Source organism: Leptolyngbya sp. GB1-A1, assembly GCF_039962475.1.
In the GTDB taxonomy this organism is placed as follows: domain Bacteria; phylum Cyanobacteriota; class Cyanobacteriia; order Elainellales; family Elainellaceae; genus Leptolyngbya_A.
In genome coordinates this window covers 31,015-50,752 of sequence record NZ_JAMPLI010000012.1, presented here as the reverse complement: position 1 = coordinate 50,752, position 19,738 = coordinate 31,015, and the positions used below count along the sequence as shown (strand labels likewise).

At 50.8% G+C, this 19,738-nt stretch carries 17 protein-coding genes; 3 read left to right on the top strand and 14 right to left on the bottom strand.

All coding sequences use genetic code 11. The features are described 5' to 3' along the window. Positions 1-7: 7 nt before the first annotated feature. Complete coding sequence (locus NDI45_RS13945; protein WP_348247689.1) at positions 8-1,216, top strand: DUF4336 domain-containing protein; 1,209 nt, start codon at positions 8-10, stop codon at positions 1,214-1,216. On the opposite strand, the gene NDI45_RS13940 is transcribed toward NDI45_RS13945, so the two are convergent. The 7 genes from NDI45_RS13940 to speB all read right to left on the bottom strand — a co-directional run bounded on the left by NDI45_RS13940 (position 1,194) and on the right by speB (position 8,278). Continuing rightward, complete coding sequence (locus NDI45_RS13940) at positions 1,194-2,852, bottom strand: CocE/NonD family hydrolase (protein ID WP_348247688.1); 1,659 nt, start codon at positions 2,850-2,852, stop codon at positions 1,194-1,196. The two genes, NDI45_RS13945 and NDI45_RS13940, sit on opposite strands and share 23 nt — an antisense overlap. Before the next feature lie 186 nt (positions 2,853-3,038). Further along, positions 3,039-3,674 (bottom strand): LysE family translocator, encoded by a 636-nt coding sequence (locus NDI45_RS13935; RefSeq protein ID WP_190793978.1) that lies wholly within the window; start codon positions 3,672-3,674, stop codon positions 3,039-3,041. A 102-nt stretch (positions 3,675-3,776) separates the two neighbouring features. Further along, on the bottom strand, positions 3,777-4,232 hold the full coding sequence (locus tag NDI45_RS13930; protein ID WP_190793977.1) for a cupin domain-containing protein: 456 nt from the start codon (positions 4,230-4,232) through the stop codon (positions 3,777-3,779). Positions 4,233-4,302: 70 nt separating this feature from the next. Beyond that, positions 4,303-5,067, bottom strand: coding sequence for an isochorismatase family cysteine hydrolase (locus NDI45_RS13925; protein ID WP_190793976.1), 765 nt, complete (start codon positions 5,065-5,067; stop codon positions 4,303-4,305). A 140-nt stretch (positions 5,068-5,207) separates the two neighbouring features. Next, positions 5,208-6,224: an ABC transporter substrate-binding protein gene (locus NDI45_RS13920; RefSeq protein WP_348247687.1), complete on the bottom strand. Its 1,017-nt coding sequence runs from the start codon at positions 6,222-6,224 to the stop codon at positions 5,208-5,210. A gap of 45 nt (positions 6,225-6,269) precedes the next feature. Beyond that, positions 6,270-7,049, bottom strand: a complete 780-nt coding sequence (locus tag NDI45_RS13915) for an MBL fold metallo-hydrolase (RefSeq protein ID WP_190793974.1) — start codon at positions 7,047-7,049, stop codon at positions 6,270-6,272. Positions 7,050-7,294: 245 nt separating this feature from the next. Then, positions 7,295-8,278, bottom strand: coding sequence for an agmatinase (gene speB / locus NDI45_RS13910; protein WP_190793973.1), 984 nt, complete (start codon positions 8,276-8,278; stop codon positions 7,295-7,297). Positions 8,279-8,572: 294 nt separating this feature from the next. Between speB and NDI45_RS13905 the strand changes: the two genes are divergently transcribed. After that, entirely contained in the window at positions 8,573-9,058 is a 486-nt protein-coding gene (locus NDI45_RS13905; RefSeq protein WP_190793972.1) for an Lrp/AsnC family transcriptional regulator, read from the top strand. Between the two features lie 272 nt (positions 9,059-9,330). Here the strand turns inward: NDI45_RS13905 and NDI45_RS13900 are convergent, their stop codons facing one another. The 7 genes from NDI45_RS13900 to NDI45_RS13870 all read right to left on the bottom strand — a co-directional run bounded on the left by NDI45_RS13900 (position 9,331) and on the right by NDI45_RS13870 (position 17,795). After that, positions 9,331-12,180, bottom strand: a complete 2,850-nt coding sequence (locus NDI45_RS13900) for a response regulator (RefSeq protein WP_348247686.1) — start codon at positions 12,178-12,180, stop codon at positions 9,331-9,333. Positions 12,181-12,838: 658 nt separating this feature from the next. Further along, positions 12,839-13,462 carry a TenA family protein gene (locus tag NDI45_RS13895; protein ID WP_348247685.1) on the bottom strand — a complete coding sequence of 208 codons (624 nt, stop codon included), beginning with the start codon at positions 13,460-13,462 and terminating at the stop codon, positions 12,839-12,841. Between the two features lie 73 nt (positions 13,463-13,535). Further along, on the bottom strand, positions 13,536-13,982 hold the full coding sequence (locus NDI45_RS13890; RefSeq protein WP_348247736.1) for a DUF29 domain-containing protein: 447 nt from the start codon (positions 13,980-13,982) through the stop codon (positions 13,536-13,538). Positions 13,983-14,083: 101 nt separating this feature from the next. Next, positions 14,084-14,701 carry a hypothetical protein gene (locus tag NDI45_RS13885; RefSeq protein WP_348247684.1) on the bottom strand — a complete coding sequence of 206 codons (618 nt, stop codon included), beginning with the start codon at positions 14,699-14,701 and terminating at the stop codon, positions 14,084-14,086. Positions 14,702-14,981: 280 nt separating this feature from the next. Then, positions 14,982-15,398 (bottom strand): ATP synthase F1 subunit epsilon, encoded by a 417-nt coding sequence (gene atpC / locus NDI45_RS13880; RefSeq protein ID WP_190793968.1) that lies wholly within the window; start codon positions 15,396-15,398, stop codon positions 14,982-14,984. A 73-nt stretch (positions 15,399-15,471) separates the two neighbouring features. After that, complete coding sequence (gene atpD / locus NDI45_RS13875) at positions 15,472-16,929, bottom strand: F0F1 ATP synthase subunit beta (protein ID WP_190793967.1); 1,458 nt, start codon at positions 16,927-16,929, stop codon at positions 15,472-15,474. Positions 16,930-17,204: 275 nt separating this feature from the next. Continuing rightward, a complete protein-coding gene (locus NDI45_RS13870) occupies positions 17,205-17,795 on the bottom strand; it encodes a hypothetical protein (RefSeq protein WP_348247683.1) in 591 nt (196 codons plus the stop codon). Between the two features lie 332 nt (positions 17,796-18,127). Between NDI45_RS13870 and NDI45_RS13865 the strand changes: the two genes are divergently transcribed. Beyond that, positions 18,128-19,654 (top strand): DEAD/DEAH box helicase family protein, encoded by a 1,527-nt coding sequence (locus NDI45_RS13865; RefSeq protein ID WP_190789616.1) that lies wholly within the window; start codon positions 18,128-18,130, stop codon positions 19,652-19,654. Positions 19,655-19,738: the final 84 nt, after the last annotated feature.

Here is a 19,738-nt window from a genome sequence, read left to right as displayed (position 1 = left end):
AAAGGTTATGTCGCAAGTCGTGCAGCAATCAAATCATTTCCCTTTAGAGTCTTCCGCTGACCCGGCTGATTGGGTCTGGCGGTTTTGGTGGACCGTGCCGCTTTATCCCTACCGGCGGCGGCGCACCCTTCGCAAAGAAATTGTGAAAGACACAGTCTGGACGTTTGACCAGATTCAGGGAATCATTTACGTCGCGGTGCCTATTCGGATGACGATCGTGCGTTTAGCGGCAGGTGGATTGCTGGTGTATGCTCCGGTTGCGCCGACCAGGGAATGTATTCGCTTGGTGAGAGAGCTTGAGGCACAGCACGGCGCGGTAAAATACATCATTCTGCCGACCGTCTCTGGCTTGGAACATAAGGTATTTGTGGGACCGTTTGCGCGTTACTTTCCCGATGCTCAGGTTTACGTTGCGCCTAATCAGTGGAGCTTTCCGGTCAATTTGCCCCTGAGCTGGCTCGGCTTTCCCGTCAGGCGAACGCACATTCTGTCTGCAAATCCGGCAGACGTTCCCTTTACCGATGAGTTTGACTATGCGCTGCTGCATGTGCCGCTAAAAGAGCGATCGTTTGGCGAAGTGGCATTGCACCATCGGGCAACAGGTACGCTTTTGGTCGCAGATTCGGTATTGTCGATTCCCAACGACCCGCCGGATATGGTGCAGCTTGATCCCTATCCACTTTTATTTCATGCCAGAGATAACGGGTTCGATCGCGTGACGGACAGCGAAGCGACAAGACAAAAAGGCTGGCATCGCGTTTGCCTGTTTGCCTTCTACTTTCGTCCGAGCGCACTGGAAACGGTTCCCTTAGGTCGGGCATGGCGTGAAGCACAGCAGGCAGAGGATCGATCGCGCAAAGCCTTGTTTGGTCTGTTCCCCTTCGCCTGGCAAGCAGACTGGGAGCGATCGTTTGAGGCACTCTGGGGAGAAGGACGCTTATTTGTCGCGCCGATTTTGCAAACGCTGATCCTCAACCGTGCTCCACAGGAAACCCTTGCCTGGGTTGATCAAATTGCCCAATGGGATTTTCAGCAGATTATTCCCTGTCATTTTGATGCACCGATCGCCGCCACTCCCCAGGAATTTCGTCAGGCATTCGCGTTTCTCGATCCCCAACCGCATCAGGGCGGACTGCTGCCAGAAGATTTTGAGTTTCTGAAGGAGCTAGAAGAAGGACTGGTGCAGCTCGGGATTACGCCTCCGGCAAAGATTTAGCTGTACCTACGGGCAAGAGGAGTTGCGATCGTCCCTCACTATCACTCTTCAGCGTAATCGTAATCACCTGTGCCTCGATCAAGTGGCTGTTTTGTGGAAGAGTGCCTGTTCCAGGGTTCATCACATAGGCGGGAAAACAGGCGGCACTGAGGCTGAGTCGCAGCGAGTTTCCACCGGCAATGCGGGCACAGACGGGCTGGAGGGCGATGCGATGGGAGGTCGCGGGGGATGAAATTCGCAGATAGCCCTGAGTCAGGTTGAAAGCGGAGCCGTTGGGTTTGATTTCGGAGAGGACGGCGCAAAGATCAAAACTGGGGGTGTCGGCAGTCGCGCAGATCTCGACAAAGATTTCCCCGGCGAAGTGCAGGGCTTCTGTGAGTGGATCAGTCGTGTAGGTCAGCACATCCGATCGTCCGTCAATTGCACTGCGATCGAAGCTGCCGGCGGGAAATGCGGCGTGTCCGCCTAGAGAAGGAACAGGTCGCCAGGGGTCGTGAATCAGCGTATCGGGTAGAAGAGAATTAGGGGAATCGATTGTCAGCTTGCCTTCCTGCTCAGACATGGCGGCGAGTCCGGTGGTTTGCAGGTAGAAAGTTTGGGGATTGGAGGTGGGAAAGCGATCGAACTTGCGCCACTGATTGCTGCCCAGCTCAAACCAGGTAATCGGCGGTTCTTCCAGTAACCCGGTGTCGATGCCTTTGAGGAAGTGATCAAACCAGCGAATTTGCAGGCGATCGATCGGGCTGTGTGCCGCTTCGCCAAAATCAACTGCGCCCCCTTTGCGGCTCCAGGGGAGGTGTGCCCACGGTCCGATGATGAGGTGCTGGGGCAAATCGGTTTGCGCGATCATCGTTTGATAAAGCTTGATCGTGCCGCGCAGGTGGGTGTCAAACCAGCCGCCAATATGCAGCATCGGCAGATCGACCTCGTGTAAGTAGGTACAGGGCGATCGTTTCTGCCAGTATTCCGCTTCGGGGTTCGATTCGTGCAGCCAGGGGTGATAGTGACAGTCGGGCGCCAACTGCTCCAAAATGCCCGATCGGGGACAGACCGGATTGTAAATCGGTGGATTGCGTGCCGCGCTGTAGAGCGTTAGAAAAGCTTCCTCGTTGCCCTGTCGCCGCACGGTCTCTGAGGCAAGCTGAATCCCCCAGCCCAGGTTGAGCTGATAGCAAAACGCGCCGCCTTCATAGGCCCAGTCTGCATATAGGTCAGAGGCTGCCATGCTGGGACAGATTGTTTTTAGCACAGGTGGACGCTTTGCCGCCGCAAAAAGCTGGGTCATGCCCTGATAGGAGAAGCCATACATCCCCACCTGTCCGGAACTTTGGGGTAAGCCCGCCGCCCACTGCACCGTTTCGTAACCGTCCTCAATTTCGTTGGCGAACAGATCAAACTCGCCCTCTGAAGAACCGCGCCCCCGCACATCCTGAATCACCACAATGTAGCCCTGTGCCGCATACCAGGACGGATGAGCATAAACCACCGTGGAGGCGATCGATCGTCCATAGGGCTGACGCATCAGCAGCACCGGAAACGACTCATCGCTGTCGGGGTAATACACATCTGCATCGAGTCTAACCCGATTGCTAGTTTGCATCGACAGGGTTTGTTTATGACGAACTGAGTAGAGCATGAGTTTTTCTACTTAACATTCCGGTTCATCTGCCGCTAGTGACCTTGCGTTCTCAAATTCCTAACTCAATAAGCTCTCTAAAAGCGTCCTGAGGGAGAACATCTGCTTACATAAGATCGGGAATTCCTGCAGCCGCTCGATGGAAACACTATGCTGCGAAACGACAGCTTTTTTGTTTGAAATACGCTACTTCTGTTCAGCAACAGCAACATACGCACCAAGCCCAATCATGGTGCAGCCTGAAGTAATGCGCTGACCTTGCCTGAACCTATAGCTTGTTCGCAATTTCTGCCCAATCGATCCTGCAAATGTAGCAACAACAATATCAACAGTAAGATTCAAAAAATCTGTAATTAGACCTAAAAATAAAAACTGAGTTAAAACGTTTCCATTTGCAACATGAATAAATTGAGGAATAAACGCAAGAAAAAACAATGCTGTTTTAGGATTGAGAACCTCGGTCATTACGCCCTGGTAAAATGCACTTTCGCGGCGTTTTGGCTGTACTACTGCATTAGTATTGATTGATAAGGCATCGTGACTCAAAAGAGTTCGTAGTCCTAAGTAAATGAGATAAGCTGCTCCCACATACTTCACAATTGTGAATGCAACAGCAGAAGTCATCAGCAGGCTAGAAATACCGATCGCAGCAGCAACAACATGAACGAGTCCGCCTACAAATAGACCGAGAGCAGACAAAATTCCCTCAGATCTACCCCCATTGAGGCTACGCATCAGGGTATAAAGAATACCCGGTCCTGGAGTAATGCTGAGAATGAAAGCGGCTGTCAGGAAGAGACCAAAGGTAGCAAGATCGGGCATAGCAAACTCCACTCGTGTTATTCCTTCTCCTTTTACATTCTAGGCAACTGTCACAGCCCGTAAATTAAGCAGCATCACTACCCTTTCACCAACTCATTCTGCTTACCCCACCGGGGGAACTGCTTCGCTTCGCCGCAAAACCGCCATATCCTGATCGTCTAGCTCGACCGGGATGCCGCTCCGAATGAGTTCAGCAAAGTCTTCGTTGGGAACCATAATGCAGAGAGCATAGAGCCGATCGCTTCCCGTATTCTCAATTACATGGGTTCCGGTGGGGGGAACGAGGAGACTATCGCCTGCCTGAATCGGAACGGTTTTGCCGTCGCAGGTTGCCGCGCCTTCGCCCTTGAGCACAAAAAACATTTCGACTGCGAGCTGATGGCGATTGGGTGGCGTTTTTCCGCCCACGTCAAAGATTTCGACACAGTAGGTTAGCGACATATTCGCGCTGGAGGGGTCAAAGACGATCGCCAGTCGATTCGTATCTTGGGGACTGATGCGAAAAGCCTGATAGTCCTTCGGCGTTTTGATCAGCGGAATGATGCAGGAGGAGTCCATAGGTAATTACCCGTTGGGGAACTGCAAAGCACAGGTCAGGGGAAGGGCAAATATCACACTCAAACAGCACTTACAGGGCACTCAGTAAAGCCGCAGAATCAGCCACAAAGCCAAAACACTGGTTCACATTGTAAAAAGTCGCTTTCAGGCAATAGTCTGGCGAAGTGGTGGCAGTGCAGTCGCGCAGCAGGATGCAGTCGTAGCCCAGGAAATTCGCGTCAAGCAACGTTGCCAGCACACATTGATCGGCATTCACGCCGCTAAAGAATAACGTAGTTCTGCCCAGGTTTCGCAGAATACTGTCTAAAGGCGTATCCCAGAAGCCGCTCATGCGGTATTTATCGACGGAGATGTCTTCCGATTCCTGAATTAGCTCATCAACGACCGCCGCCGCCCAACTTCCTTTTTGCAGCACGGGCGCACCGTTTTTTGGAAGTCCATCGCCTAAGCCGATGCCTTCTCCGGTCGGATTATAGACGTGACGCAGCCCTGCACTGATGTTGAGCAAATCGGGACGGTTGCCCCAGTTAAGCCAGACGATTGGCACCGCCGCAGATCGCAGTTCGGGGATCAGGGTTTTCAGCGGGGCGATCGGCTCACGAGCCGGAGTCACATCCACACCAATATGCGCTAACCAGCCATCAGGATGGCAAAAGTCGTTTTGCATATCGACCACAATCAGCGCAGCTTTTGAGAGATCGAGGCGCAGGGTTTTGCTATCGGTGGGCAGCTCGATCGGGCGCGGGGGAATCGGCGGACGAGTGATATCGGCGACTTGAGCATCGACTGCCCAGGCATTGGGGGGCACACCCAGCGATCGAAGAGGACGATTCATAGGCAAAGGGTTAGAGGGGCAAGCGAGTTGATGACACCTCAAATCTTATGCTGTGGTAATCGAAATGAAGCGATCGATTCCGTATCGTGAGGTACGAATGAATCAAATCACTGCATTAAGTTTTGCCCTGGGCCAAGCTACTAGAGAGACTTCACCAGGGAATCATCCACCAGAGAAGCGGCATCAATGGGTTTGGAAATCAAGCCAAGTTGAGTAATAATCTGCTCTCCCGATTGCAGGCTTTTCACCAAACTATAGGGGCTGGACAGATTCATTGGGCCTTCCTGGTTGCCTTTCACATCAAAGATGCGGATGCCCGATAACTGCGGCGGAATCTCAGCAGCCGTAATGCCCAGCTTTTTGGCGCAAATCTGATTGGCTTCTTCAGGGTTGGTTTTGGCAAAGGCAAGTGCTTTGTCAATCGCCCGCATGTATTTCAAGATATCGTCACGACGGGAGGCGATCGTTTCTGCGCTTGCCGCCAAACCATTTGGAATAACGTTAGTGTCTTTCGAGGTGAACAAAATTTGCCCGTTCGCTTCCTCGACTGTCTTGCTTAGCCACGGTTCATAAGTGGTTGCTGCATCAACCCTGCCAGCCGCAAACGCCGTCGCTGCATCACTCGCCGAGAGCGACACCACTTCCACATCTTTTTCGCTGAGTCCCGCCTGCTTCAGATAGCTACCGAGAAAAATCTTGGCGTAGGGCGCATCTTCACGAGCGACTTTCTTACCGCGCAGATCTGCCGCACGATTGATATTGCGTCCCAGAATGCCGTCTGCGCCATTCGAGTAGTCCGAAATCATCAGAATTTTCAGTGTGGGGGCCTGCGCCACCAGCGTCATCAAATCGGGCACACCGACCCAGGCAAGATCAACCTTTCCGGCAGCAAGCGCAGTATTCGTATCCGTCGCCACCTGAAAGTATTCCTCATTGACCGTTACCCCTTCGGCACTGAAGAAATCTTTGTCCAGCGCAATGTATTGTCCCAGAAAACCCGCCCAGGGCTGCACCCCAATAGTTAGAGGTTTGCTTGCCGCATTTTCACCTGCACCCGTCCCTACCGAAGGCTGAGCATTGCAGGCAGCCAGAAAATTGGGCAATGCCGCACCTGCCGAAAAAAAGCTGACCCACTTCAGGAAATTTCTTCTTTGCATTGATTGACCTCAAAGACACAAGCGCAGGACGGATGAAAATGGCAGCTAAACCGACTGCATCCTGATTTGACGCACCTCAGACGGACATCCGGGCTGACGTTTTGCCGCCAGATATTCATCCAAAATTTGGTGATAGCGTTCTCGATTGAAGACCGTATAGTGCCCCGGATAAACCGTTTCAATCGGCAGCTTTTTCAGCCGCTCAAAAGTCGAGAGATAGGTGGACACATGGCTGCAATGAAGCTGATCGAGCAGTTCGCCATCGTAGACCACATCGCCAGAAAACAGCTCTTTTGCCTGTGGGTCGTATAGGGCGATGCAACCCGGAGAATGCCCTGGAAGATGCAGCACCTCAAACACTCGATCGCCCAAATCCAGCACGTCTCCCTCGTTTAGAATATCAGTCGGCTCAGTGCCGTGTAGTGTATATTGCTCCACGGTGAATCCGGTATGAGGCAAACAGTGAAAATCTTCCTGCCGCACCCAGCCCTGATTAGGCGTACAGAGTGCCTCATAGTCATCTCCAGTTCGCAGCGCAGAGGCTTCCGCCGCATGGATTGCCCGTCGATCGAATTCGTGCATTCCGCCTGCGTGATCAAAGTGAATGTGGGAGGCGATCGCCAGCAGCGGCTTATCGATCAGCGACGCGATGTACTGCCGCAAACTGGAAACGCCCAGCCCCGTATCAATCAGCAAGTCCTGCTTTTGTCCCTTAATCAGCCACAAATTTGCTCGATTAAACCAGTAATAGTGCGGCTCGGTGATCAGATAAAGGCGATCGGAAATTTTTTGGGTCGAGAACCAGCTTTCGCAAACAGAGGGCATAGGGGTAGGTGGGTGCGTGGATAAATAAGGGGGTAGGGAGATCAGGAAATGGAAAGATGACGAGATGAGGGGATAAGGAAAATTGGTATTGCTGAATCGGGATATGAAGGGTGCAAATTTAGCTTCTGTATCGCCCCCTAAATCCCCCAATGCTGGGGGACTTTGAATTCTGGTTCCCCCCAACTTTAGGTGGCTAGTGGGGCGTATCATACTCCGATTCAGCAACGCCGGAAAATCGTGTTCTTTTAGAACTCTGCCAGCACGGTTGGGCGATCGGCGGTCTGTTGCTTGAGTCGATTCAGGGCAACCAGCGATAGAAACTCATAGCCGACCTGAGCGGCAAGCTGAGCGGTAATCTGGGCGTGATCTTGAGCGGGAAGCACTTCTACCACGTCTGCCCCGACCCAGTTTAAGCCAACGCACGATCGCAGATAAGCAAGTCCCTGAAAGCTAGTGGGTCCGCCAACTTCAGGAGTGCCTGTGCCAGGAGCGAATGCCGGATCAAAGAAATCCACATCAAAGGAAAGAAACGCTTTCGTATCACCAACTCGATCGCGCACGATCGCCCCAATTTGCGCTGGTGTGTAGCTCAGCAGCTCCGTGGTAGACAGAGCCAGGAATCCCAACTGCGTCGACAACTGCACATCGTCTTCGTCGTAAACGGGTCCACGCATTCCAATCTGAATCGATCGCTCAGGCACAATCAAGCCTTCTTCCACCGCGCGCCGAAAGGGAGTTCCGTGGGTGTAGCGATGCCCAAAGTAGCTGTCCCACAAATCGCAGTGGGCGTCAAAATGCACCAGCGAGAGGGGTCCGTGGACGGCTGCCAGTGCCCGCAGTTCTGCTAAGGTGATGCTGTGATCGCCGCCAATGCCCAGCGGAATCACACCTGCTTCAGCGATCGGCCGAACGGTGTCTGCGATTGCCGCATAGCTATCGTGAATGTAACCCGGCACGACAGGCGCATCGCCGTAGTCAATGCAGGATAGGGTGTCAAACACATCTACCTTGAGTTCCCGATTGTAGGGACGTAAAATTGCCGACGCGCTGCGAACTGCTTCGGGTCCAAACCGTGCTCCGACCTTGTAGGTCACTCCAGTATCAAACGGCAGCCCGACGATCGCCACATCCACTGCATCCAGAGTTTGAATGTGGGGCAGACGGGCAAAGGTACGAATCCCGATAAAGCGAGCAAATTCAAGGGCATTAAGAGGCTGGTAGCGCGGCACAGCAGTTTTCCTGATTTTGAAGGTGGGATCGAAGCGAATGCCTCTAGAAAGAAGACGGCAGGGGCAAACGCTCCACTGTTCGGAGAAATGTCACTTTTACACTTTTACGATTGAGTGACATTTGAGTGACATTCAACAACTTAGTCACATTCAACAACTTAGTGACAACCGTAACCGAAAACCGTTTTAATTGATACAAAGTTAATTCATCTTTGATTTATTGTTGATATCGCAAGCATTTATGAATCACTTTGCGACTTTGGCTAATTCCGGATTGCAAGTAGGATTGCACTCATGACTCAAACCCCGTTTCCGCTAGAAGTTGTGCCGCTGGATGAGGTTGATCAAGACATTATTAATCTGCTGAAGGAGGATGGACGCAAGGCATTTACCGATATTGCCAAGCAGTTGTCCCTGCCCGAATCCACCGTCCGCTATCGGGTGCAGCGATTGCTTCAGTCGAGCGTAATGCAAATCCGTGCCCAGCTTAACCCCCGCAAGCTCGGTGTCCCTCATATTGTCACGATGCGAATCAACGTCGCCTGCGATCGCATTGATGCCGTTGCAGATTTTCTATCTACCCTGCCAGAAGTGCAGTTTGTGGCGATCGTCACCGGACACTACAACATCATTATGGATGCCTGCTTTGGCACCCACGAAGACCTGTTAGCGTTGTTTAATAAGATTCAGAGAGTTCCCGGCATTATCCACTACGATTCCTGCACGATCTTAAAGCTTTTGAAATCCGAATATCAATACTCGTTCACCGAGCATTCTTGAAACTAAGGATGTCCAAGTTCTATAGGGTGTGCGGCAAATTGTTAACAGTCCTGCAAGACATTAACCTTCTTCATGCCAGAGAGTTTGTCTTAACCTGCACCCGCTAGCAGCATTGCCGCAAAAAAATAATTGTGCATTACAGGCACTTTCATCTACTAGACGCTAAAGCCCGCAAACACAATTATTTAGAAAAATGATTATTTAGAAAAACGATCGGTCTAAGCATTGGCCGCACGATAAAGGAAAAATGCTGCTGCTCAATGTGCCACAAGTCAATTTAGATCTGGAGTTTCGGGCGATCGATTTTTTTGAAGAACGACATGCATTGTTTTCAGTAATTCCTGCGCTGTGTAGGGTTTTGCGAGAAATTCAGTCGCTCCCATATTCATCACTTCCCTCACTTTTTCACTGGAAGGTAGCCCACTCAACGCAACAATTTTGACCAGCGGGTTCATTTTTCTGAGGATCTGCATTGCTGCTGAACCTGTCATATTCGGCATCATCATATCCATTAAGACGATGTCTACCTTATCCTTGTGTTCCGCAAAGACAGCAACAGCATCAATGCCATCACTGGCAGTTAAAACCTTGTAGCCAGAGGTTTCTAGGGACGTTTTTGTCACCTCTCGAATCAGGGCTTCATCATCGACGACCAGAACGAGTTCTCCATGTCCAAGCGGTTGTTCCAGATCTGCTGCCGATTGGGCTTCCACTCCCTGAATTGCGGGGAGGTAAACCTTGAATTGGGTTCCTTGTCCAACTTCGCTGTAAACGTTTAAAAATCCCCCATGACTTCTGATAATGCTATTCACCGTTGATAGTCCGAGTCCTGTTCCTTTTCCCAATTCTTTCGTGGTGAAAAAAGGATCAAAGATTTTATCAATCGCTTCAGGCGAGATACCCATCCCCGTATCGACAACAGACGTCAGCACATAAGGACCAACTTTGGCATCTAAGTGAACATGGGCATAGCTTTCGTCAATGAATAAATTTTCAGCAGAGATGCTTAAGGAACCTCCTGTGGGCATGGCATCACGAGCATTGACACAAAGGTTCATCAGCACTTGGTGCAATTGCGTTGGATCAGCAGAAATCGGATGAAGATCAGGGTCAATATGGGTATGAACTCCGATCGACTTTGGAAAAGTTCCGGCAGTAACCTGCTTCACCTCTGAAATTAAATTCTGCAATTGAAGTACTTGGCGTTGACCCTCAGACCCGCGCGCAAACGCCAGAATTTGGTTAATTAATGCGGCTCCGCGTTTCGTATTCGTTTCCTGCATCTTCAGGAATTCAAGAGTCGATGCATCCGCGTCCGTTAGTTTCATCTGAAGCAGTTGGGCGATCGCGAGAATCGGCGTCAAAATGTTGTTCAGGTCATGGGCAATGCCGCCTGCCAACGTTCCCAAGCTCTCTAATCGCTGGGCATGAAGGAGCTGTTTTTCAAGCTGTTTCTTTTGAGTAATGTCTGTATTAACGACGAGGATAGATTTTAGCTGGTTCTCTCCAAACACCGCAGTCCAGCGGCTCTCGACCAAAATCTCTTTGCCATCTTTGGTCAGTTGGCGCAGCTCTCCCTGCCACTTTCCAGTTTCAAACACTACTTTTTGGATGTCTTCAAGCTGAGGAGAACTATTCGGAGCAAGAAGATGTCTAGCACTCATGGTGAATGCCTCGGCTTTCTGCCAACCGTATAGCTGTTCAGCTCCCTGATTCCAAAATAGAATTTGGTTGTTTAGATTTAATACCCAAACTGCATCGGTTGTAATGTCCAGCAGAGCAGCCTGCTCACGAATTTTCTCCTCCGATCGCTGACGTTCAATCAGTTCGGTCTGCACCTGTTGATGCAGTTCAGACTGCTGGATGGCGATCGCTAACTGAGTGGAGAGCTGCTTGAGCAAATCAAGCTCGATCGGCTGCCATTGGCGAGCATCGATACAGCTATTTGCAACGAGCAAGCCCCAGAGCTGTTCGCCCTGCACAATCGGTACAACTAAATTTGCCCGCACCTGGAGCCGAGTCAGCAGCTCAAGATGGCATGGGGAGAGATTTGCAGCACGAACATCATCGATCGCCTGGATACGCCCTTGCTGATATAGCTTGCGGTTGCCGGGCTGGATAAAGAAAGAATCGGTAACTTTGGTTCCCTCGATCGATAAAAACTCTGGAACAACGGATTCGACCGTTACTTCACCGCTCCAATCAGGTTCAAAGCGGTAGATAAACACGCGATCCGCTTGCAGAAACTGCTGAACCTCACATACGGCAGTTCTTAAAATCTCTTCTAGATTGAGCGATCGACGAATGCGCTGAGCAATTTTCGTCATCATCCGCTCACGCTCAACCTGCTGACGCAGCATTTTTTCTCGCCATTGCTGCCTTGCAAGCTCGGCAAGCTGTTCCGCCCGGCTCTGGCGCTCTTGCTTCACCCGCTCTCGATAGTTGCGAAAGAAGTCAGCCAAATTCGGCTCATCTGCGAGTAGTGCGCTCAGGTTGTCCTGCACGCGCTGGTCTGCTTCGTACGCCACCTCCGGATGAAACTCCATCCAGGTATGACAAGTTTTGACATAAGCAATAAAGGCAACCAAATGCTTATAATTTGCAGCACCTAGAAAATCCTGTAAAGCACTTCGACAATGTTCTGACTGCTCGCTATCGAGGGCAATAAAAATTGCTGCCTGTAGCAGGCTCTCTTCCATCAATGGAGTTAAGGTTGACCAGTCCAACAGCGGATAAGTTTGGGCTGAAAGTCTTCTGAGGTGAGCTTCTAGCTCCTCTGGTGAGGGTGGGGGTGCCTCCAGTAATGCTAAAACTTGCTGTGCTGCCAGCCCCAGCGGACGCAGAGTGCAGCTATGGCAAATCATGCAGTAAGGAATGCCACAAAATCGCGAAAGGTAAGCAGAAAGCTTTTCCTTAAACAGAGCAGGTAAAGGATTATAAACGTAAGCAGTGAGCGTGTGCTGCCAAAGGTTTTCTAATACCTGAGGAGCATGCTCTGCTGGCTCAAAAAATGGAGGAATGAACCCAAATGTTGCCTCTATTTCTGCCTTAATCTGTTGAGCCGATCGACCAGCACTGATAACAGATTCTTGCTTAGAAATTGTGTTAACAGAGTGCGACATAGGGATCCTCAATGAGCTTTTATCTTCGTGGATAATGGTCAAGTTTGACTGGGGGATGATGGCAAGCCTGAAGGATTTGAACAAGGCAATTTACGCATCGACTCCAAAATTTGAGTTGTAAAAACTAATTCATTTTCGCAAGTGCCGTTTGAAAGAGATCATGCCTTGATTACTAACCGTATCGTTGAGTAATAATTCAAGAGCTAAACCTAAATACTATAGTTTTCAAAAAGAGTTTTCGAAAAGGTTAATTACGGTTTCTGCGTGGAGTACTACTGATATTTGAAGTGTAATCAGCCCAATTAAAAAGCAGTAAGCATTTCCTGAATTAATTTCTCAAAGGGAGAGAAGTTTGATAGCAATCAATCATCAAAAGGTGCAGCACGATAAAATTGTGAACTACGTCTTGAAGCGAGATTTTGTCCAGCAATCTTAATGCTTAAAGAGCTACCAATGCACCCTAAAAGGTCACTTCAAAAGGAACGAAGAGCGTTTCTTTTACCCCATTCAATGAGCTAATTTGGTTCTTCATCTACCATTGTGCAGATGAGTAACCTTTACTTGTTATGGTAACGCATACAACAGAAAATTAGCGATTTCTTACCAAACTCGTTATGATTACGCCCAGGGAAGCTGCTACGCATCGATTTTTCCCGATTCATGCCACTTCCCAGGCTGCCTGAAAGAAGTCCAGCTCACATTGCATCGCATAGCGATAGGTCGATCGGGCAAGCGGAGAGTCTACCGTGTAGCGATCGGCAAGGGCAGCAAGCTGATCGGCAAGCGGCTCAAACTCATTGCTACTGTAGATGCGAATCCAGTCAGCGTAGGCGTGGTCAGGGATACCATTCGCGGCTAGCTTTTGTCCGAGAAACGCATAGAGCTTCATGCAGGGCAGCATCGCGGCGATCGTCACTCCCACTTCCTGGCTCCAGGCTGTTGCCAGCAAAAAATCTGTATATCGACGAGTCGCAGTTCCCGGCTGCACGTCCTGTAAATTCACGCCCCACTGCGTCGCATAGCTCTGGTGAAGCTGCAATTCCTGCAATACGCCTGCTGCCAAACCGTGAAACACGCCAAATCCTTTCCAGTCGGGCACTTTCGCCGCCGCAATGCTGTAGGCACGGGCAAACGCCTCTAGAAAAAAAGCATCCTGTCCCACGTAATAGGCAAAGTTTGACCTCGGTAAACTGCCGTTGCCAATTCCCTGCACAAAAGCGTTATTGAGACAGCCGATCGCCAAATCCTGATTAGCTTCCCAAAGTTCCGCCGCGATGCTCATGATGATCTTGAATGAAAGTCAGATCTTAATATAGGCGGTTACTAGTTAATTGAGGCGGTTAAATCAGCAGCCGTCACAATTCATCTTCCGGCAACCAATCCTCATTGAGAACTCGCTCAATCGTATAAGAACATTCTTCGGGAAAGGTGAAAATTGCCAGACCTGTTTGCTTCGCTGCCTGTTGTCGGGCCCGATCGTAGCTTGCCTGAAGCTGCTCTGCTGGATAGTTTTTCAGACTGGGACTATCCTCAATCGTCAAGTCAATCTGAGTTCGCGCATCGGTAATTGAGTCGAGCCAGCTATCCGATCGTCTCTGCGGCTGATACTGCCATTTGAGTAGGTGGAGCAAAAGACGGACAAGTTGACTCGTTATTCCTCTCCGTTCCCACTTGCCCGAATCTTCAACCTCGTCGATCAAATGCTCAATATCGATCTCATGCCAGCAGCGATCGCGCAGCTCACAGACAGTTTCGTCAATCCATGCATTGAAATCTAAAAGATATGTATTGTTTACAGCAATATAGAGAATGACTAATATTTCAAGCGGGTAACTCTAGCATAGAGCTACTCTCTAAATTAGATACTGGAGTATTGTGCAACATCTACATGATGTGATGCACGCTATTGAGGTTCGCCCTTCCATGCTTCATTGAAATGCTGCTTCATAAAGACGACAAAGTCATTTGCTTCTGGTTCATCGCTAAAAGAGGCGACTTGGATTCTACCTCCTACATAGTCATAGTAGGCATCTCTGCAAAACTCTCTTCTCACTCTCTGGTAATTGCTCCAACTACCTGCAATGAATACAGGGTAGACAGGTGCACCTATAATTCGTCCACACTGACTCTGAGGATATTCTCTATTCTCATACTTTACCTGAAACCTATTTTTAGACTCAGGCGAAGCCGTTGGGATGGTAGGAGGAGGGGGAGTTGGGCTAACAGAGGGACTAGCAGTTTGACTAGGAGAGGGGGAAGGAGCAGAGACAGGAGGTGGACTAAAGGAAAGTGCACCATCATTCCTCTTCTCCTGAGGCGTCTGGGGAGAGTTTGGTTGAATGAGATTAAAAAAGCTCTTCTCACCTTTAGAAGCCTGCCTGTAGCCCACTGAATATCCTGAGTACCCTACAATAATCGTCAAAATGATAGCAGTAATCCACCTTGCCTGCCGCTGAGGAATAAGCGGAACACCTACACTCAGCAGCAGTGACACAAGAAATGCAAGAGTTGGGTCATTCATCTTTCATCCTCATAAGCTGTGTATATGATGTACCCCGAAAACTGGACAGAGGAGCTTCTTTATTTCTTCAGTGTATGAAAGAAGTAGAGACGCTTTGTAATTCTTCACGAGGACGTAAAGTATGTCTCTAGAGTCAGAACAAAATGAATTTCTACTCCTGGCTAAGAAGCTGTAACTTTAAACGTTCTCTTGTCTCAGTCATAGCTCTACTTTATGCAAACAAAAAAGAGCGCAGATTGCTCTACGCCCTGATTGGTTATTCAGATTACTTGAGAATAAGTTAAACCTGAACCATTCCGCCTGCTGCCTGGTATCGGGCACGAGCGCGACGAACGTTTCTTTCTGCCTGGAATTGCTCCTGGCGGGAACCGCTACCGCGCACCTGATTGAGCTTTGCCTCGGCTTCGCTGTAAGCAGTCCGGGCAGCCTCACGATCGATCCCATCCCCCCGCTCTGCAGCATTCACCAGAATCGTGACTTCATCCGATTCGACTTCAGCAAATCCGCCCATGAGTGCGATCGCAGTCCAGTCTTTGCCAGCCCGCACACGCATTACGCCAACATCAAGCGCAGAAAGCAAGGGAGCGTGACCAGGAAGAATTCCAAGCTGTCCGGTCGTACTGGGCAAAATCACTTCTTCTGCCGTTGAATCCCAAACCGTTTTATCTGGAGCGACAACACGAACTGTTAGTGGCATAGTTTTCCTCAGCGTTCAATCGGGCAGATTCAGGCATCAGAGCTAGTGTTCCAATGCCCGAACCGTTTCACCCTTACTTCCCTTCAGACTTGAGCTTTTCACCCTTGGCGACCGCTTCATCAATGTCGCCCACCAGATAGAATGCCTGCTCTGGCAGATCATCCAACTGACCGGAGAGGATCATCTGGAAGCCCTTGATCGTTTTTTCCAGGGTGACGTACTTACCAGGCGCACCGGTAAATACTTCTGCTACGAAGAACGGCTGCGACAGGAATCGCTCGATCTTGCGGGCACGGGCCACAATCAAACGATCGTCTTCTGACAGCTCATCCAGACCCAGGATTGCGATGATGTCCTGAAGCTCTTTGTAACGCTGAAGCGTCGACTGCACCGATCGCGCCGTGTTGTAGTGCTCATCGCCTACAATGCCAGGCTGGAGCATGGTCGAGGTGGAATCGAGCGGGTCTACTGCCGGGTAGATTCCTTTTGCTGCCAGACCACGAGAGAGTACGGTGGTTCCGTCGAGGTGAGCAAAGGTGGTTGCCGGAGCGGGGTCGGTCAAGTCGTCCGCAGGCACGTAAACGGCCTGAATCGACGTAATCGAACCCTCGGTGGTGGAGGTGATGCGCTCTTGCAGGTCGCCCACATCCGTTCCCAGAGTCGGCTGGTATCCTACCGCAGAAGGCATCCGTCCGAGCAGAGCTGATACTTCGGAACCTGCCTGAACGAAGCGGAAGATGTTGTCAACGAATAGCAGTACGTCCTGCTTGTTCACGTCGCGGAAGTATTCTGCCATCGTCAGACCCGACAGACCGACGCGCATTCTGGCACCCGGCGGTTCGTTCATCTGACCATAGACCAGCGCAATTTTCGAGTTCTCAGGGTTTTCTTTGTCGATTACCCCAGACTCGATCATTTCGTTGTAAAGGTCATTGCCTTCGCGAGTCCGCTCACCTACCCCTGCAAACACAGACACACCACCGTGCTGGGTTGCAATGTTGTTGATCAGCTCCATCATAATGACGGTCTTGCCCACGCCCGCACCGCCAAACAGACCGATCTTGCCGCCCCGACGGTAGGGGGTCAGCAGGTCGATCACTTTGATGCCTGTTTCAAACACAGAGGGCTTGGTTTCCAGGTCGGTCAGCTTGGGAGCTGCACGGTGAATCGGAGAAGTTTCTTCTGCGTTGACCGGACCTTTATTGTCTACCGGTTCGCCCAGCACGTTAAAAATTCGACCGAGGGTGGCTTTACCCACGGGCACACTAATAGGCGCACCCGTATCGTACGCTTCCATACCGCGCACCAAGCCATCGGTGGTGCTCATTGCCACTGCACGAATCTGGTTGTCGCCCAGAAGCTGCTGTACCTCGCAGGTAACGGCAACATCTGCGCCTGCGGTGTTTCTGCCCGTCACGCGCAGCGCGTTGTAGATCCGGGGCATTTGTCCCGCCGGGAACCGGACATCGACTACGGGACCAATAATTTGTGTAATGTAACCAACGTTGGTTTTTTCTGCTGTGGTGACCATGCTTGCGCCTATCGTGTGATCAGCTTAATAAAAGGTTGAAAACAGCCTGAACGTTTGAAATTCGCCAACCTCAGCTTATCACCCAAGGGATCACTAAAAAATAGTAAAAAATGCGGCAGCAGGATAAATCAGAGCTAGAGAAAATCGGCGATCGACCGCAGGTAAAGGCTTTTGGGGCGATCGGCTCTCTTAAAAAATTTTAGGTAAAAATACTCGCTGCCGTTCTGCCGTGGGTGAACCAGGAAGGCTAGCTCAAATGATAAGCCTTTTTTATGTTACTGAATTTGAAGCGATTTGAGAGGCGGGGCGGTTGCCATCTGACGCGCCATATCAAGGATATTTTGCCGCTCTGCTGCGAGAAAACTCACGGTGTAAGTCATCCCATCCTGCTGCCACATTAAAGAAGAGAAATCCGAGGGCGGCGCTTGGTTGCTTCCTTCCATTAAATATCCACGCACACCTTCCGTCAGCGTAATCGGGGCTACCATTGCCTGATGTCGGCTGAGTTCGCGCTGCGCATTAGCAGAGGTAGCCAGTTCGGCGGCAAAGCTCCCCACCAAGCAGGGAAATTGTCCCCGCTCGCAGGTGAACAGGCTAATTGTGAGGCGAGGCGGTGTTGCGGTGGGCAACACTTTCACAATTAAGGTATTTGGATCTAGCCCACCCAGACCTCCGAGCAGAATTTGCGACGGTAAACGCATTTCGGCACGGGGCGGGATTGCTTGCCGAATTTGCTCTAGATAGGGTGAAAAAAGGTCTGCGGGACGGGCGGCGGCGCGGTTAACGAATGCGGCGATCGATAAACTCAGAATCGAAACAATCAGGACAGCCCTGCTCAAACCACTTGCCCGACTTTTAAGCTGCATTCTTGCACCCCTCGTCATTCCGCTTTCTCACAATTATCTCAGAAGAAAAATAAGAAATTTGATTACACCTAGAAAAATAACAAGCTTGAATCAGCTAATGAAACGGGGTTCATCGGCAAAATGGGAAGGAGCCTCGGTTTCGTTCGTTTGAATTCCTTGCCGAGATTTTTGTATTTCTGGCGGCAATTTATCTACTTTGCCAAAGACTAAATTGTCTCTAACATTTATCCGATTAATCTCTTCCGTAAAGATTACCGAGCCACGGAACGTTATTCCAATTTCTAAACTGTTAGCTTTATAGAATTCATAACCATCAGCAACTTTCCTTTCCTATGGGGCGCACTCCTACCCTGACCTTCGATCGCGGAACGCTTATTCTACATCCGCCACCCCGCGGAAAAGCCTGGGTTGACTTTGCCACTTGGGACGATCGCATTGAGAAGTTTCGGATTCCGGCAATTCAGTATTCTGAGCTGATCGATCGCCTCAAGGCTGAAGCGGTTGCCTTTAATAATTCTGTGCCTGATTTTGCTTCGGTGAATCTGGCGGCGAAGCTCGAGCGTCAGCCCTATCCGCATCAGCAAGAAGCCCTCTCTGCCTGGATTGCGGCTCAGCGGCGAGGAGTGGTCGTGCTGCCCACAGCGGCGGGAAAAACCTATCTGGCGCAGATGGCGATGCAGGCGACGGGTTGCAGTACGCTGATCACAGTTCCAACGCTGGACTTGATGCACCAGTGGTATGCCCATCTGCTAGCGGCGTTTCCTGATGCAGAAGTCGGCTTGCTGGGGGGCGGTTCCCGCGATCGCTCGCCTATCCTCGTTGCCACTTATGACAGTGCTGCAATTCATGCCGAATCACTGGGAAACCGCTACGAACTGCTAATTTGCGATGAGTGCCACCATTTGCCGAGCGACTTTAATCGAGTGATTGCAGAATTTACGATCGCTCCCTATCGGCTGGGACTGACGGCAACTCCGGATCGATCAGACGGTAGACACGCGGATCTGGATCTGCTACTGGGAAAGGTAGTGTATCGCCGCACAGCCGAAGAGCTTGCTGGAAAAGCTTTGGCACACCATGAGATTGTGCAAATTAAGGTGGAACTTTCGGAGCAGGAGCGCAGCCGCTACGATACGCTGATTCAAACGCGCAACAGCTTTTTGCAGCGGATGAATGTGCGGTTGGGGTCGCTGGATGGCTGGCAGCGATTTGTGCAGGTAAGTGCCCAATCTCAGGCGGGACGGCGGGCAATGCTGGCACACCGAGAAGCGCGATCGATTGCTCTGGGAACCGAAGGCAAACTGCGCGTGTTAGCCGATTTGCTGGCGCAACACTATCCTGAGCAAACGCTGATTTTTACGAACGACAACGCGACGGTTTACCGGATCTCACAATCATTCCTGATCCCGGCAATTACGCACCAAACGCCTGTGAAAGAACGCCACGAAATTTTGCAGCACTTCCGCGAAGGAACCTATAAAACGCTGGTCGCTTCCCATGTGCTGAACGAAGGCGTAGATGTTCCTGAAGCGAGCGTTGCAATTCTGCTATCGGGAACGGGTTCAGCGCGGGAGTATATTCAGCGGTTAGGGCGGATTTTGCGAAAAGGACAGGATCAAAAGCGAGCAATTCTCTATGAAGTCGTCGCGGAAGAAACCACCGAAGAAAACGTTTCTCGCCGTCGCCGTGCGCCCGCCCCGTCCTATCAGCCCAACCCACCCACACAGCTAGAGCTAGTCCCCACTCGATTACCCCAGAGGGAGAACGGCGAAGCCTCGCCCTATGAGGTTGCGCCATACCGCGCTGCGGAAACTGCTGGACAGTGGAAGGTTAACGAAGAAAACGAAGGAGACGAGTGAAGCGGTGAAGGATCAACCCTCTGGCGATCGCGACAGGATGATAGCAGGATGACGCTAACTACCTATGGAAGCCTTTGTACAGAA